Raw genomic sequence first — 16,336 nt, forward strand, 5'->3', positions numbered from 1 at the left:
TAATTATTCGGATTCAAATGGATGAGGACTGGATAGTCAAGTCTTACTTCTTGACAACGAGCTTCTTGGTCACTATATTCTTATTGTCCAAGAAAAGGGTGTAGAAATAAATCCCAGGATTGAAATCAGACACATTAATTGGCAGTGTATTTCGCTCAGGATCAAGTGTATATTCTGCCACTGGGTTACCTATAAAACTATTTATAGATATCCTGGCTTTAACAGACTGGTTTTTGAATTTATAATCAAATTGAGCCATTCTCACACTTGGGTTTGGATAGACGTCACTAAGTACAATGTCTTTATAGTCAAATTCATCAACCTTAATGGCTGGATCATCGACTTCATATCTTGCTTCAACGACGAACAAGTCTCTTAGATTGCTTTCATTAACAAATGACAAATCGAAAGAACCTCGAGTTTCTACAATTCCCATTTCGAAATCGAGATACAAATCTGTCAACAATTCACCAGGCTCTAAAGTCAGCTTGATTTTCGCAAGGTCTTTTTTAGGATCGTAACACTGCTCTCCAATACATATTTTCACCCGTTGGGAAGAACCAATATTGCCTCGAAGACTTTTAAGAAGATAAGTTTTTGATTGGTTCGTCTCGTTCTGAAGGATTACTGTTTTGCGCTGGGTTGAGCCTAAATCTCCACGAAATTCTAAGCCCTCACTTAACACGCGCACTTGCTGTGCTTCCGCAATTAACGGAGCTAATAGCCATAGCCATGTAAAAAGTATGAGTAATCGTTTCATGTAGAGTTTTAATCGATACGCCTTCAGTATTTGTAACTGTATTCAATATACGGACAAAATTAAGCCAATGACTATGGAAATTGAGAAAAATGCGGTTAAAATCTGTTAACCCTTTTAAAATTTTTTTCCATCAAGTACGTTACGCACTATCACTAAGCACGATAAACGACTACGTAGCTTTTTTTTCTGGTTTCCAACCACGTTTTTCTAGTGACTTTAGGATTTCTTCATCAGTTGGCAACACCAATTCTATTTCCGGATCATTAAACAAATTATTTGCATTCGGATCAATTTCTTCTGGTTTTCTCCAAATATTTATCTGCTCCATCCCTGGCCGTTCTTCAAATCTCCAAATAAAACCTTCCAACCTAGAGTTATCCTTATTGACTAATTGGAAAGGGGTAAACTTCCCGTCGGGCTTTATCCCATAAGTCACACGTTGTATAGCACCATCTTTAAACCTAAGCTTTATGTTGGCACTGAGCGTCTTATTGATTCCTTGAGACAGTGTGTCTGCCTGTACAGCAAAATATAGCGACTCCCCGTTTCCATCGATATCAATCCTATCCATTTGACCATCCACAAAATAGCCCATCATGGTTCGACCCTTCATCTGATTAAAATTAAGTAGTGTGTCTTGCGTGATCACAAATACTTTATCCTTCATGAAAACCCTATCCAACTCTTCATTGGCAAGGTAAAAAACCATACTGTCAGCTGTAATCTGACTTTTTTGATTCCACATTACAGGATCTTTGAACAGCTGAATCGAGGAATCAGAGTAATTATAAACCAATGAATCCGCAAGCCCAGCCAAGTCTGTTTTCACCAGTTTTACAGATCGAAAAGCCAGGAGGTATTTCATGGAATCAGCCTCTCCATCCTGAGAAATCAAGGTGTCGGAAGCCATATACAAGGTGTCTTTTTCAAAATACTTTCTCACTAATGCATTTCCGTGCACCAAACTATACTTTCGCCCTTCCCAATATTCTCCCACGTCTCCAAAGACCTCAACCTTCCGCTCCTTATTAAGCACACTTACATCATCTTTCCCTTCATAGTACTCATCTAACTCACTATAATATAGTTCCTTTGCTTTTATCCTACTGGTTTCAGTTTCTACAATCCCATCATAAAAAGTAAACTTTTTTGCCTGGGTATTATAAAAACTGCCATTTTGAGCATCAAGCGTATTGCCATCTTTGGAAATCAGATTTGTCAAACCTTTTGTTTCAGCAGTCTTCGGGATAGTCATGTAAACCAGGTCGTTGGTTTTCATGGTGTAATCAGGGTTGACTAGCACCACATCCTTCTTGAATGTAATCTTCTCAATATTCACCTCGTAGGTACCTTGTTCGCTTGTGAGCACATTGACCGAGTCAACTACTTTTCCATCATTATAGTAATAGGCAATGTTTCCGGCACGGTCATAATCCAAGTACTCTGTAGTAAGTGTGGTTTTTTGGTTTGTGAAAACAACATGATTTCTAAGCTTTGCGAATTGGGTATTTCCATCGTATTCGGCATAAGTACTGGTCGTCTGCACAGGATCTTTCACGTCCACTATCCTTACATTCCCAAATAGTCTAGCCTTATTTTCTGCTCTAAAAAAATGAGCCGAATCACAATAAATCAACGTATTCTTATGCTTCATTTCTACATCACCAAGCAAGCGCTCAAAATTTTTGGAACCAAGCAAAGTGCCTGCGCTATTGATCTCTAACACAGATTTTTCCTGAGAAAAAGCAGGTGTCGCTATTCCCAAAAAGCCCAGAAGGATAATAAAACTTGTAAGTGCTGTAAATCTCATATTGGATCGAATGTGGGCAAAATTAGTAGAAAATGATATTTTTGGTCAATGGTTGAAGCTTTTATCCGGCATATCCGGAACAAAACAATTTTAGATCCCTCCAAAACCTACCTATTGGCAAGCAGCGGCGGTATAGACAGTATGTGCCTAGGCAATCTTCTTACCAAAGCGGAAATCCCTTTTGAGATAGCTCATGTTAATTTTCAATTACGCGGAAAAGACAGCGATGATGACGAAGAATTTCTAAGAAAATGGGCGAATTCCTGTGGGAAAACTTTCCATGTACATCATGCTGATACATACTCTTTCGCATCAGAACGAAATATCTCTACGCAAATGGCAGCAAGAGAGATACGTTATGAGTGGTTTGAAAAATTAAGAACAGAGCGAAAATTAGATGGAATTATTCTAGCCCATCATGAAGACGATCAGATCGAGACTATTTTTCTGAATCTACTTCGAGGCACTGGCATAGAAGGTATTTATGGAATGGCTGAGCGCAGAGGCTGGTTGATCCGTCCCCTACTACCTTTTGGGCGAAAAGAAATTCTAGATTATGTACTCACGAATCAGATCGAATGGAGAGAAGATAGTTCTAACGAAAAAACTGATTACAAACGTAATAAGCTTCGTCACATTAGTTTACCAGCCCTTTATGGTACAGCTGAGGATGCGAAGTCAAATTTACTCAACAGTTTCGCTAGGTTAAAAGACACTGGAAAGGCTTTTACAGCGCTTTTCGACAATTGGAAAAAGGAAAAAGTTAAAGAAGTTGACGGACTTCATATTGTTCAATTAGCTGATATTGTGAGAACCACTGGTGCAGCTTCACTAGTTTACTTTTGGCTTCGCCCCTACGGCTTCAATTCCGATCAGGCGCAGGATATTCTGGAAACATGCCAATCTGGTGATTCGGGCAAACTATTCGAAAGCTCAAGCCATCTACTCAATCTTGACAGAAATCAGCTCATCCTCGCTCCAGCTCCGGTAGACTTTGATTCTATTACAATTTCCGAAAATGACATTGACTTTACTTTGCCCGAAGGCAGGTATGAAATCCTAAAATTGGACGGAAAAGAAGATCTGGATAAAACTAGACAAAATGCCATGCTCGATCTTGAACGACTTAATTTCCCTTTAGAAATCCGAACTTGGCAAGAAGGTGATCGATTTATCCCCCTTGGCATGAAGAACGCCAAGAAAATCTCGGACTTTTTAATAGATTTGAAAATACCCGTAGTGAAAAAACATGCTGTGAAAGTATTACTTTCGGAAGGACAGATAGCTTGGGTTATAGGTTTTAGAATTGCTGATTGGGCAAAATCAACAGCAGCAACCCGAAAACTACTTTATCTAAAAAAACGATAAAAAATGCGTAATCCATTTTCTAAAACGTACACAGAGTCAGAAGAAAAAATGTTCAAGTTTCTTGGACAAATCAAATTCTTTGAGCGCCTGAAAAATAAAGAAATGATTCGATTCATCCCAGCGATGCATCATCGAAAGTATGTGAAGGATGAGGTGGTATTCTTCAGTAAGGATCCTAGCCAAGCTCTGTACCTAGTCCAAAGCGGAGATATTTGCCTTACTATAGATATTAAAGACAATTTTGAAACCATACTAGAAGTCAAGAGAGGGGAAGCTTTTGGAGAAAACTCACTGCTTGAAAACTCCAAGAGAACTTACACGGCGCTAATTGTCTCGGACGAGGCGGAATTAATCGTAATCCCTCACTTTGCTATTCAAGAGGTTTTTGACAGCAACCCAAAGATTAAAGCAAAAATGATGACTTCCTTAGCGGAATACTACAATCAGAACAATCAGCGACTTTTCCGCTCTTATAGGGAATCGTTTGGGTTCTTCAGTCTCCGCCAAATGTTTGAATAGTAACATTCAAACACCCAATTTCGCTTTTGTCAAAAAACCTTAATTACTTCCAAAGTATTCTGGGCTCTGTTTCGAATCCTAGGCATTGTTTAATAACTTAGCGCCGCTTTTTAACGCAACATATTCATATAAAAATTTATAAATCTAATGAGCAAAGTAACCGTAGTAGGAGCTGGTAACGTAGGCGCAACCTGTGCCGATGTATTAGCATATCGCGAAATCGCTGAGGAAATTGTACTAATTGACATCAAAGAAGGCGTAGCTGAAGGTAAAGCACTTGACATTTTCCAAAAGGCACCTATCAACCAATACGATAGCCGCACCACTGGAAGCACAAACGATTATAGCAAAACTGCTAATTCTGATGTAGTAGTAATCACTTCAGGCCTTCCTCGTAAGCCAGGCATGACTCGTGACGACTTGATCGAAACCAACGCTGGTATCGTGAAGTCTGTGACTGAAAACGTAATCAAGCATTCTCCAAATGCTATCATCATTGTGGTTTCTAACCCTCTTGATGTAATGACTTACCAAGCGCATATCACTGCTGGTATTTCTAGAAATAAAGTAATCGGTATGGCTGGTATCTTGGATACAGCACGTTACAGAGCTTTCCTTGCTGAAGAATTGAACGTATCTCCAAAGGAAATCCAGGCGATCCTAATGGGAGGTCATGGTGACACGATGGTTCCACTTCCTCGTTACACTACAGTAGCTGGTATCCCTGTAACTGAATTGGTAGCTAAAGACAAACTGGACGCAATCATCGAAAGAACGAAATTCGGTGGTGGTGAACTAGTGAAGCTAATGGGTACTTCTGCTTGGTATGCTCCAGGAGCTGCTGCTGCACAAATGGTAGAAGCGATCTTGAAAAATCAAAGAAGAGTATTCCCAGTTTGTATCAAACTAGAAGGCGAATACGGTATCGACGATTGCTACCTAGGTGTACCAGTTATTCTTGGCAAAAACGGTGTTGAGAAAGTATTGGAACTAGATCTAAATGCTGAAGAAAAAGCACTTCTTGAAACTTCTAGAGGTCACGTGAAAGAAGTGATGGAAGTTTTGAACAAGCTAGGCAAGTAATTCTAGAACATTTATACATCAGACCTGAGATTCTCTTCCTTTTGTGAGGGTTTCTTAGGTCTGATTTTTGTAATATGCCGTCTGAATCATCCTTGAGCCTGTGAAGATCTGGAAAAGCCTACTTATACTTTTTATCACCATTCTCCTAGCTGGGGGTGGATTCTGGATCTACAAATCATACTTTTCTTCACGTCAAGTCAATAGCTTACAGGTCATTAGTCAAAATGCAGTTTTTGTATTTGAAACTCATGAAGGCGCAGAACAGTGGAATTCTATCGTCAATGATCCGATCTGGCAGATTTTAAAAACTTTCCCAGCATTTCAACGATTATCGGATCAGCTCTTTACTTTGGATAGTCTAAACGGTGGTTCAGGAAAAATAGCCAAATCCCTGAACAATCAGCAGTCCACTATCAGTCTCCATTCTACTGGTATTGAAACTTTCGAATTACTTTTTACCATAAATCTAAATCCTTCAACTGCAACCAATTTCATTGAGGAAATTAAGTCACGTATCCCTGCAGGATCAAGATTTCAACCTAGAAAATATTCTGATCAAGATGTACTGGAATATTACGATTCCAACAACGACAGACTTTGGAGTATTTCTTTGCTCGGAGATCTAGCTGTCATCTCCTCTTCCTCTTTCCTAGTGGAAGAAGCCATCCGCTTCTTTGTAAATGAAGATCAGCAAAGCTTTTATTCACTGGTGAAGCCCATCCCATACAATTCAGACGCACAGGGAAGGCTTCTACTTTCTGGTAAAGGACTGGGTAGCTTATTGAAAGGAATTAGTGGCCAACGAGAAAGCACCGCAATTGCAGGTTTAGAGATCATGCCTGGGGTAGTGGCACTAGACTTGATTCTGGAGGAAAACCAAATGGTTTTCAAAGGACCAGTCTTGTATGAAGAGGCTATAAATTTCACACCTTCTATTCAAGCCAATCTCACTGCTTTTGAAGAAGTTATCTCCAATCGGACTCTAGCACTCACTCAGATCAATTTAGAAAGTATCTACGAAACGCAAAAAATCACTAATAGAGCGTTTACAGCAAGAGCAACTTTTAGTGGAGACATACAACGTAAGCTTCTTGATAAAGGCTTCTTGGACAGCTTCACTGGAGAGTTGTATTTACTTGATCTAGAAAATACTGGCGGTGTAGATCAAAATCTCGCCCTTCTCTCTAGATCCCGTGATATCGATCTTGCAATACAGCAACTCAAAGAATTTCAAGAAAGTGAGAGTGATGAAGGCTCAGACTACTACTCAGGACACGAGATTCTTTACTTTTCGGAAGAAGATTTTCCCGCACATTTGTTTGAAGGGAAATTCCCAGGCTTTGGACAAACCTTTATTACTTCAGAGAATGACATTCTGATTTTCACCAATTCTCAGCAAGCCATGAAGCTGATTTTGGCTGACATTAATTCTGGAAGCACTTGGGGCAAATCATCCAGAGCCCCTGAAGCTAAAAAGGATTTGAGCCCAACTTCAGGCTTCAGCCGCATGTATTTGACAGATCACATTTGGGATACTTGGACTAAAAAAGCGAATCCTTCTTGGAGTTCTTTCCTTCAAAAATACTCCGAAGCATTCCAGTCTTTTCCATGGGTCTCCTTCAAAATCAATCAAATCCAAGATAGAACTGAAGCGACTTTGAGCTTCCCATATGATGGACAATCCAAACCAACCATAGAGACTACTGATGCTATCTCATTGCAGCCTAGCAATAGAATCTCCTTTAATCAGCCGCTAATCTATGGACCAAAGTCTGTTATTAATTATCAGGACAACACCGAAGACCTACTCGTTCAAGATCAAAACAATGTATTGCATTTGATCAACTCTGCGGGACAGGAGGTGTATTCAGTACCTCTTTCCGGACCGATCGTATCAGATGCTTTCCAAATTGATTACTATAAGAACTCAAAGCTTCAGATTTTGGTGGCCACGGCTGATAGAATATATGGAATAGATAGACTTGGAAGCGCCTTACCAGGCTATCCATTAGGAGTAAATAACGAAAACATCAATCATCTAAATCTGGTTGATTATAGTAACTCGAAAGACTACCGTTATTTCATCAGTACCGCTGAGGGCAATTTGTACTTACTAGACAAAACTGGTGAAAAACTAGAGGGCTGGGATCCAAATCGAATAGGCTCCAAAACAATTGGAGCACCTGCACATTACCGAGTTCCAGGCAAAGGTGACTACATGGTCGCTTTAACAGAAAATGGAAATCTGCAGCTTTTCAATCGAAGAGGGGAAAGTCAATCGGGCTCTTCTGTTAAACTCGGAGATTCATTTGCTTCTAGCTTGATCGCATGGAGTGACCCAAAGTCTCGCTCCACCAAACTCGTAGGAATTACAAAAAATGGCGAGGTTATCCATTCTAATTTCAACGGGGAAATCGGTTATAGAAATCAACTGATCAAAAATGACCGAGACAGTGAATTCCTGTTAGTTCCTGATCAGAAGCAAAATGACTTTGTCTTTATTTCTCGTCAGTTTAATGAAGTAAGTGTCCTCGACCGAAGCGAAAAGCCACTTTTCAGTACGCGTGTGTCAGATGAAAAACTGATCTATCAATATTTTGATTTTGGATCTGACAGGCAATTATTCGCAGTAACGGACCTTAACCAAGAGTTCTGCTACTTATATGATATGAAAGGAAACTTGCAGACCACCATGCCGTTGGAAAGCACTGGCCCTATCCAGATTACCTATCAATCTTCCCTAGGACAGTATCTTATCAGAACAGTGAGTGGTTCTACCCTTACGGTATTCCAACTGGCAGATTAGGCATATCCGAATTTTCTTTGGCTTAGGCTGATGATTGGCTAACTTGCAAAAAATCACCAATTCAACTAATGCTGAAAAAGTACCTCCTACTAGTATCCTTGCTTATATGGGTTAGCACTCACTCTTTTGCCCAGCTGATTTCAGACAATCAGGACATTTATCAGGTAGGCAATTCAGTAAACTTGAGCTCGCCTTATCACACCACCCTTTCATTTTTCTACAACTTAGAAGAGGGACATTATAATCCGGAAAATGCGGCAAAGGCACTTGACCTATCGGATGTTAAGGATCAAAAAGGACAGAGTTTAGCCATCAAACTTAAGCAGATTTTTGAAGGAAAAGGGATCATAGTACGCACGAGTGAGATCCCAAATGAACAAAACTACAACGACACTACTTCCACTTCTGGAGAGAGCATCTACTATTTCGATAAACAAAAACTACCTGGGATTTTTCTCCAAAAGAATGGTGATAATTGGAAATATTCAGCTTTCAGCGTCAGCCAAATAGACGAGCTTCATTCGGAAACTTACCCTTATGGCACCGCTAAACTCTTGAATATCCTGCCAAAAATTGGTAATCAAGAATATCTTGGGCTTCACCTTTGGCAGTTAGTAGGCCTGTTTATACTGGTCTTACTTGTATTCCTCTCCCATTGGATTTTCACTTTGGTTGTAGACAAATTAATGCTGTACCTATTTAAAAGGTATGGTTATGGCAAAGTCGGCGAAGACTATATTTTGCCAGTAGCACGCGTGATCAGTTTCTATTTGATCGTAGTATTACTGTCACTTTTCATTCGAGTTCTCCAGCTCCCTATAGAGATTTGGTCATGGATTCTGATTGTGCTAAGAACACTGAAGCCATTCCTGATTACCATCATTTTCTACAAATTGGCTGATGTAGTAGGAGCTTATTTCTCTAAACTAGCTACCAAGACTGAATCTACCTTGGATGATCAGCTGGTGCCTTTGATGCGCAAAACGCTCAAGGCATTTGTGATCATAGTGGGTACGTTGTTTATACTCCGAGATGGCCTCAATCTAGATATTATCCCATTCCTGACTGGTCTTTCTATAGGTGGTGTTGCCATCGCTTTAGCAGCACAGGATACGATCAAAAACTTCTTTGGGTCAGTGATGATTTTCATTGATAAACCTTTCCAGGTTGGTGATTGGATCACTTCTGGAGAAATTGACGGTACTGTGGAAGAAGTAGGTTTTAGATCTACTAGAATCAGGACATTCAGAAACTCCCTGATGTATGTGCCAAATGGAAAAATAGCCGATGCAGTGCTTGATAATCATGGCCTGCGCCAATACCGAAGATTTTACACCACGTTGACGGTTACTTACGACACGCCACCTGCTCTAATTGATGAGTTTGTAAAAGGATTACGTGAAATTGTATTAGCTCATCCGGACACCAGGAAAGATGGCTTTCACGTCTATTTTAATAACCTATCTTCTTTCAGTCAGGATGTAATGTTTTACATTTTCTTCGAGGTCCCTACTTGGGGAGAAGAACTGAGATGTAGACATGAGATTCTGATTCAGATAGTTAAACTTGCCAACACGTTAGGTGTGCGATTTGCCTTCCCTACTCAGACTTTGCATATGGAATCATTCCCTGAGAAAAAGACTCTTGTCCCCGAATATACTGGTGGATATGAATCAAAATTGAACGAGTTTATGCAGGGCGAACTAAAGAAGAAAATGGATTGAGGTATAAGCTAATCACTTTCTGACTTCGAAAGTTTTATTCATACTTTCCCCCGTTTCGGTTTCCACAGTGATTTTGAATTTACCAATAATCTCCGGCACTGTGATTTCAATCGAATTTCCTGCTGGAGCTAGCTCAGGAACGGCTGACCAATAAAGCACGGTACGCCAATCCATAACATTGCTTACCTGTCCTCGTTTGGTGAACAATTCAGAGGCAGCAGCTATCCTAGGTGAAATCCCTTGATAATCCAGATAAATCCCGTTAGATGGTATCGGAAAACCTCCAAAATCATTCTTGTAGGAAACAAAACTCATTACACCTTCAAATGCTTCTTCATTGAGGTAAAAAGTTCGGGTTAATACTTCGAGCTTCTCAAATCCATCTGGATTAAAAGCAGCGAGCTGATTGGAATCAAATACAGGCATGGCATCCACCAGCATAAGTGGATTAGTGTCAAATGAGTAAGAACGAATTTCATTCAATGTCCTAAACTCCTTCATCTTCTTGGAAGTCTTTACAGATACCTCTGGCACATATTCTTTGATGACCGTTTCCACCGTTTCAAATCTGGTGTAATCATCCAACAAATACGTTCGATCTTCCACGAAACCAGTAACTACAGGAAATAAAGTAGCATCAAATTCATGGACAAAATAACCTTCCACTTGACCGCCTTTAAGCAACTCCTTCAGTAGAAACTCATCCGCAGGACTTATCTCCAATTCTGGAAAGACAAAACTCTTCTTAAAAAGTGTACTAGGAGCAGGTGACACAATCTCAAAATCCAACAAACTGCCATTCCCATCTTTTTGAGCTATTAAAAAATTCCAGTTTTTCATACCACCGGCATCAAAGAACATTCTCCCGTCAGTATTTGGCCTATCTGTAAAAAGTGCAGATTTCTCTCCATGCAATGAAAGGTAATATAGGCGCGTAGTATCTACAGCTTCAGCCTCCACTTTTGCTTCCACTATATGTCCGAAAAGCTCAGGGACCAGGCTGTGCGCTTCAAGAGATTCATAAACATTAGCAGACGATAACATACCCTGATCATTCAGAAATGGGTTTTCGGCAGCTATACTAATCTCTTTTATCTTCGCACCTTTCGGTAACTCTATTTTCAATTTAGTCCCAGGCTGATTTATGTCTTGAGATAGAACGAGCTTATTAGATTCTTGACTTGAAGAGATGCTCTTTCGCTCCGCGACAACAGTAGGTGGGATTCTACTATTGAAGACAGTAATAAACCGCTGAGCAATTCCTTTTTCCAAATTTTGGTAAGGACTTATTCTAGTAAATACGCGCAACAAATAATTATCTGAAGGCAGGTTCGTAGGTAGCTGAAGAAAGTTAAAACCCTCTCCCTCCTCTAAAGGCATTTTGGCAATAGCCACAGATTCATTGTATCTATCTACCAGCTCGGCATAGATAATCTTAGATTCCGCAGGAAGGTCATTCTGTGTAGCATGGCTGGAAATCCATATTCGTTCACCACCGAAATAGATGGTTTTAGGAATCGAAAAACCTACCGTTTCAAAGTTGGAATCATTTGTTTGGGCAAAAGCCAACGTAGTACAACATACGATAGCAATCAGGACGGGAATTAATCTGTGTAGCATCTTCATATCAATCCACCCAAAAATCAGGTTTTACATTTGTTCCTCTCAGTGTACAATCCGTACAGCGTCTCGGTGCTCCCTGATATCCTATTGGAGTATAAGCACCATCCAGTACTATTGGAACTACAGGCACAAAACTACCACTCGCAAACGCTTGACCATATTTCTCTACTAATACCGTATCTGATTCTATATAACATTCATAATATTCTGGAACGTCAGCCCTCCACGGAACTACCTCTCTTACATCGATAAAGTACCTTTCTTGCCTTACAGTCCCCAAACTCACAAAACCAACTACTGGTAGCGTGGGGTCTTGATCATTCTTGATATTGCCTCTAATGTTTGAAGGCAAGGGACTAAAAATAGAACCGAGGTCATTCGTGTTTTTACGAAGAATCTCCCAAAATTCTGAAGCTTTTTTATCCAAAGCCTTCTGTGAAATTAAGATACTGTAGCGTACAGATAGTCTTTCATCATTTTGTGGTATTTGTGTAATCGACTGTCTGAACACAAACTGATCTTCAAACCTAGAAGAGGTTTCCAAAATTAAATCGGCACTTACTCCACCTCTGTAACACATATTAGTTCTCTGTTCGAAACTCCTAGTAACGACATCCTCCACAGCAGGATCATAGATAAATGATGTGGAAATTCTTGGTCGGTAAGCATAGGTCTCTTCATATGTCCACAAGAAATCATCTGCATTCTGATCTCCCTTGGTAGTCAGATATACTTCTACTCCACTTTCATTTTTCTCAAACCCTACATCAATGATCTCTGGCGTAAGAATAGGCTTAATCAATTCAGAAGTATAGGTCTTCCCGTCATTAGCTATAATTCTCAAGGTGTAATTATCATTTTCTGGAATATCATAGGAGAATTCATACACTCCTCCCCCCAGATCAGTCAGCGGATAATCCATACCCGAAGCTGACTCTAGGTATACCTCAGCACTTGGATAACTTGGCTGTGAGGAATCATCAGATTGAATATTTCGTGTATAACTCAGCCTTAATTGGCTAGGCAATCCTTCCGTATCCAGATATCCTTCTACCACCAATACAGTAAGATCTGCGGCTTTAATATCTGGCTCAAAAGGCTCTCTACAACCTGAGACTAGTGCAACGCAAAGAACTATAAGTACGACTAATCTATTCATCAGAAACGGAAATTGTAAGTAATAAATGGAATAGGACGAGCAAAAATGGACAATTGATAGCCCTTGAGCTGACCTTCCACAGGAGTATAATACACGGAGTATGGATTGCTTCTTCCTAACAGATTGTATATACCAAACGACCAGGAAGAGTGAGCCAGTTTCTTGATTTTATGACTTCCTTCCACATTCACAGAGAAATCTATCCGGAAGTAGTCAGGAATTCTATAGGCATTTCTTTCAGAAAAGTAAACACGCTCAGAGCCAGCATAATCAAACTTAGATATAGGTAAGGTTATTGGTCTGCCTGTACTGTAATTCAAATTGAAAGAAGTATTTACTCGCTTGCTCAATTCATAATTAGCTACAAGAACCAAGTGATGTGGCTGATCAAAATTACTGGAGTAGAACTCTCCACTATTGATTTTTTCTATGCTTGGATCGTCCGAAGTTTTCATCAATGACCTAGAGTAAGTATAAGCCAAAGAACCTTTTAGAGTTCCTGTACTTTTCTTCAGCAACAATTCTAATCCGTAAGCTTTCCCATCCGAGTTCAATACATCTTGCTCAATATTTTCATTAAGAATAATATTGGCACCTGAACGGTAGTCCAAAAGATTACGCATATATCGATAATACACTTCTGTAGAAAACTCAAGTTTGTTTTTTGCCAGATTGCGATAATACCCCAGAGAAGCCTGACCACCAGTTTGTGGTTTAATATACGTATCGCTTAATTTCCAAGAGTCCGTAGGGGAAATAGAGGATGTATTAGACAGCAAATGTATATTTTGTCTCATGGTGTTGAAACCAGCTTTTATCGACGATTTGTTAGTTAAGGTATAGCGAGCCGATGCACGGAACTCAGGTCCGTGATACGTTTGTACAGTTTCCCCTGACCCAAAAGTCTGCTCTCCTATCAAATTGCTGTCGGTAATAGGCTCCCCATCCACATATTGATTCACTGACATTGGCCCAAGTAATTGGTACAACATGTACCTACCTCCGTAACTAACCGACAATTTCTCACTCACTGTAAATTCATCACCAAAATACACCGATACCTCACGCGCATTTTCCTCATCCAAGTTCTTCTCTATTACGATAGACTCAGGCCCATAGGGCTTATTACTTCCCGGATTCAAGGTGTATTGAATTCCATGCACGCCAAACTTCATGATATGCTTTTCATTCTTTCGGTATTCAAAATCAGCACGAAGGAAAAGCTGCTGTACATCAAAACCGAAATCAAAGGAATTTAAAGGATTGTCCTCGCCAATAATCCCAAATTGATAATTATCGCTTCCCACAGTAAACCTTCCTTCTAACTGGTCATTGAAGAAATGCTTCCATCCAAGTGCAAAATTCATATTCTGATAAGAATAGGAAGTATCTGGATCAAATCGGAAATTATCCTTACTGAAGTAAGTGGTCAATTCTAAGGTATTCTTCTCATTCAGATTATGCTGGATATTGGCATTGATGTCATAAAAAGTGATTTTACTGCCATTCAAATCCGCCTCATCATCAAGTAGGTTTAACGCCCAATCTGAGTATGTCGTCCTTCCCCCTACTGTGAATATTGTCTTCTCACCGATTGGCCCTTCCAAGCTCAATCTACTCGTAAGGATCCCTATACCGCCTGAGCCTCCTATTTTATCTTTTCTCCCAAACTTAGGATCCACCTGCAATACGGACGAAAGTCTTCCTCCATAATTGACAGGAATCGAGCCTTTGTACAGTTCCACTCCATTCACCATATCTGAGTTGAAAGCAGAGAAAAAGCCGAATGCATGCGTAGGATTAAAAATGGTAGAGTTACCATACAAAATCAAATTCTGATCTGCAGCTCCACCACGCACATTGAATCCAGAAGTAGCTTCTCCTACCGTATTCACACCGGGCATGATCAACACGCCTTTGAGCACATCCACCTCTCCCATCACTGCTGGCAGCCGCTTCACTTCCGCTATCGTGATAGACTGCACGCCCATATCAAGCTTATTCAAGTTGGACAATGCTCCAGAACTTACCACCACTTCATCCAGCGAAAGTATCGTCTCTTCAATACTCATATTCAGCACGCCATCCCCTTTCAGGTCAATTTGACGCTGTTCTTGAAACCCACCAATATTTTGCACCCAAATGGTATGTCTTCCTTTGGGAAGCGTGAGTTTATAATTACCGTTTTGATCAGTAGCTATCTGGGAGTAATTCACTTTCTCCAAAACTATCGCACCATTCATGGGTTTACCAGACTCTATACTGGTTACTACGCCACTCAAGATTGCGGTTTTAGATTGAGGGTTATCTGAAGACTTGCCAATCACAAATCGTTTATTCTTGTCAAAAGCACTCAAGGAATCTCCCGCTCTAGCGAGGTTATCATCTTGTTTTTCCTGAACCAAAAAGTAATCCTGAGGAAAATCAATCTGCATCCTTTTTCCTCTGCTCACCCACACACGTTTGGATGCATCAATGGAATAACTCAATCCAGATTCTGCAAAAACTTGGTCCAGCACCATTCGAATATCCGTATCCTTCGCTTGGAGATTGACTTGCAGATTTTCTACATCTGTCTTTTTGAAATAAAATTTGTAATCGGATTCTGATTCTAGCTTTTCAGCGAACCTTTCGAAAGACATTCCCAGATACAGCCCAGTAAGCTTGGTTGTATTGGTTTGAGCGCTAATTTCTGCAAAAAAAGAAACGAGTAAAATCAGTAGTAGAATTCTTTTCATTCAACAAACCCTTTAAAAGTTTCCACTTTGCTATCCTTCAATCTAGCCAACTCTAGTATGTATTTTTCTTTTTCCATGGAGAAATAGATTGACTTATCTCTCATATACTTATTCACTTCTTTCTTAGTCAATCCTAGACTTTTAATAGCTTGCTTTTTCTTTCTTATAAGGACAAAGTCCCCGCTGTGCCAATAAAAGTAATCTGTGCTCTCCACAAATCTATGAGTGAATTTCCCGACTTCTTTCGTTGGATCTACATATTTGTAATGCTTCATCAGGACTTTGATTTCACCATCTTGAAGCACTCGATAAAATCCATTTTTATGACGACCGTAGGAATCATTGCCCTGAAGCCTTCTAAATACACTTCCGTCCTCTAGTTGAACTTCCTCAATTTTCTCAGGCTTTATCAGAATCTTCTGACGGTGAATCGGATGGAACGTAATGACCGCATCCGCATTTTCATCATATAAAAGCGGTACCTCGGTGTAGGTTATCTTATTTATAGACAAGCTACCTATACCGAACTTCCTGTTTAGATAATAAGGATCCCCTTCATAATTTAAAGGTGGTTCCTTGTACTGTCCTCCAGTGATGATTTCCTGGAAATACGGCAATTGCTCTTTATATAAAGACAAATAAGTCTGTGACTGAGCAAAGGAGCTTGCAGTCCAAATAAAAAACAGAATAAAAGGTGTGAAAAAGTTTATTTTTAGCATATGTTCGGTACTATACTAGGCTAGATT

General features: G+C 39.9%; 11 protein-coding genes. 5 read left to right on the top strand and 6 right to left on the bottom strand.

What is annotated here, in order from left to right; translation table 11 throughout:
- Positions 1-43 precede the first annotated feature (43 nt).
- Together BM291_RS19105 and BM291_RS19110 are read right to left on the bottom strand one after the other, a co-directional pair.
- Entirely contained in the window at positions 44-760 is a 717-nt protein-coding gene (locus tag BM291_RS19105; protein WP_092900616.1) for a T9SS type A sorting domain-containing protein, read from the bottom strand.
- 169 nt (positions 761-929) lie between these two features.
- Positions 930-2,570, bottom strand: a complete 1,641-nt coding sequence (locus BM291_RS19110; RefSeq protein ID WP_092900619.1) for an OstA-like protein — start codon at positions 2,568-2,570, stop codon at positions 930-932.
- Positions 2,571-2,684: 114 nt separating this feature from the next.
- Between BM291_RS19110 and tilS the strand changes: the two genes are divergently transcribed.
- The 5 genes from tilS to BM291_RS19135 all read left to right on the top strand — a co-directional run bounded on the left by tilS (position 2,685) and on the right by BM291_RS19135 (position 10,070).
- Positions 2,685-3,938, top strand: a complete 1,254-nt coding sequence (gene tilS, locus BM291_RS19115) for a tRNA lysidine(34) synthetase TilS (protein ID WP_245786918.1) — start codon at positions 2,685-2,687, stop codon at positions 3,936-3,938.
- A gap of 3 nt (positions 3,939-3,941) precedes the next feature.
- On the top strand, positions 3,942-4,457 hold the full coding sequence (locus BM291_RS19120) for a Crp/Fnr family transcriptional regulator (RefSeq protein WP_092900625.1): 516 nt from the start codon (positions 3,942-3,944) through the stop codon (positions 4,455-4,457).
- A gap of 147 nt (positions 4,458-4,604) precedes the next feature.
- The gene (gene mdh, locus BM291_RS19125) at positions 4,605-5,540 is read left to right on the top strand and encodes a malate dehydrogenase (RefSeq protein WP_092900628.1); all 936 of its coding nucleotides are present in this window, start codon (positions 4,605-4,607) and stop codon (positions 5,538-5,540) included.
- 100 nt (positions 5,541-5,640) lie between these two features.
- Entirely contained in the window at positions 5,641-8,346 is a 2,706-nt protein-coding gene (locus BM291_RS19130) for a hypothetical protein (protein WP_092900631.1), read from the top strand.
- Positions 8,347-8,414: 68 nt separating this feature from the next.
- Entirely contained in the window at positions 8,415-10,070 is a 1,656-nt protein-coding gene (locus tag BM291_RS19135) for a mechanosensitive ion channel family protein (RefSeq protein ID WP_092900634.1), read from the top strand.
- A gap of 12 nt (positions 10,071-10,082) precedes the next feature.
- Here the strand turns inward: BM291_RS19135 and BM291_RS19140 are convergent, their stop codons facing one another.
- The 4 genes from BM291_RS19140 to BM291_RS19155 are packed head-to-tail and all read right to left on the bottom strand — an operon-like array spanning position 10,083 to position 16,309.
- Complete coding sequence (locus BM291_RS19140) at positions 10,083-11,690, bottom strand: hypothetical protein (RefSeq protein WP_139229144.1); 1,608 nt, start codon at positions 11,688-11,690, stop codon at positions 10,083-10,085.
- Positions 11,691-11,697: 7 nt separating this feature from the next.
- Complete coding sequence (locus BM291_RS19145) at positions 11,698-12,852, bottom strand: DUF4249 domain-containing protein (RefSeq protein WP_092900641.1); 1,155 nt, start codon at positions 12,850-12,852, stop codon at positions 11,698-11,700.
- Positions 12,852-15,590, bottom strand: a complete 2,739-nt coding sequence (locus tag BM291_RS19150) for a TonB-dependent receptor (RefSeq protein ID WP_092900644.1) — start codon at positions 15,588-15,590, stop codon at positions 12,852-12,854. Before BM291_RS19150 ends, BM291_RS19145 begins: the two co-directional genes overlap by 1 nt.
- A complete protein-coding gene (locus BM291_RS19155) occupies positions 15,587-16,309 on the bottom strand; it encodes a hypothetical protein (protein WP_092900647.1) in 723 nt (240 codons plus the stop codon). The genes BM291_RS19150 and BM291_RS19155 overlap by 4 nt, the downstream gene beginning before the upstream one ends.
- Positions 16,310-16,336: the final 27 nt, after the last annotated feature.

This window comes from Algoriphagus aquimarinus (genome assembly GCF_900112005.1).
In the GTDB taxonomy this organism is placed as follows: domain Bacteria; phylum Bacteroidota; class Bacteroidia; order Cytophagales; family Cyclobacteriaceae; genus Algoriphagus; species Algoriphagus aquimarinus.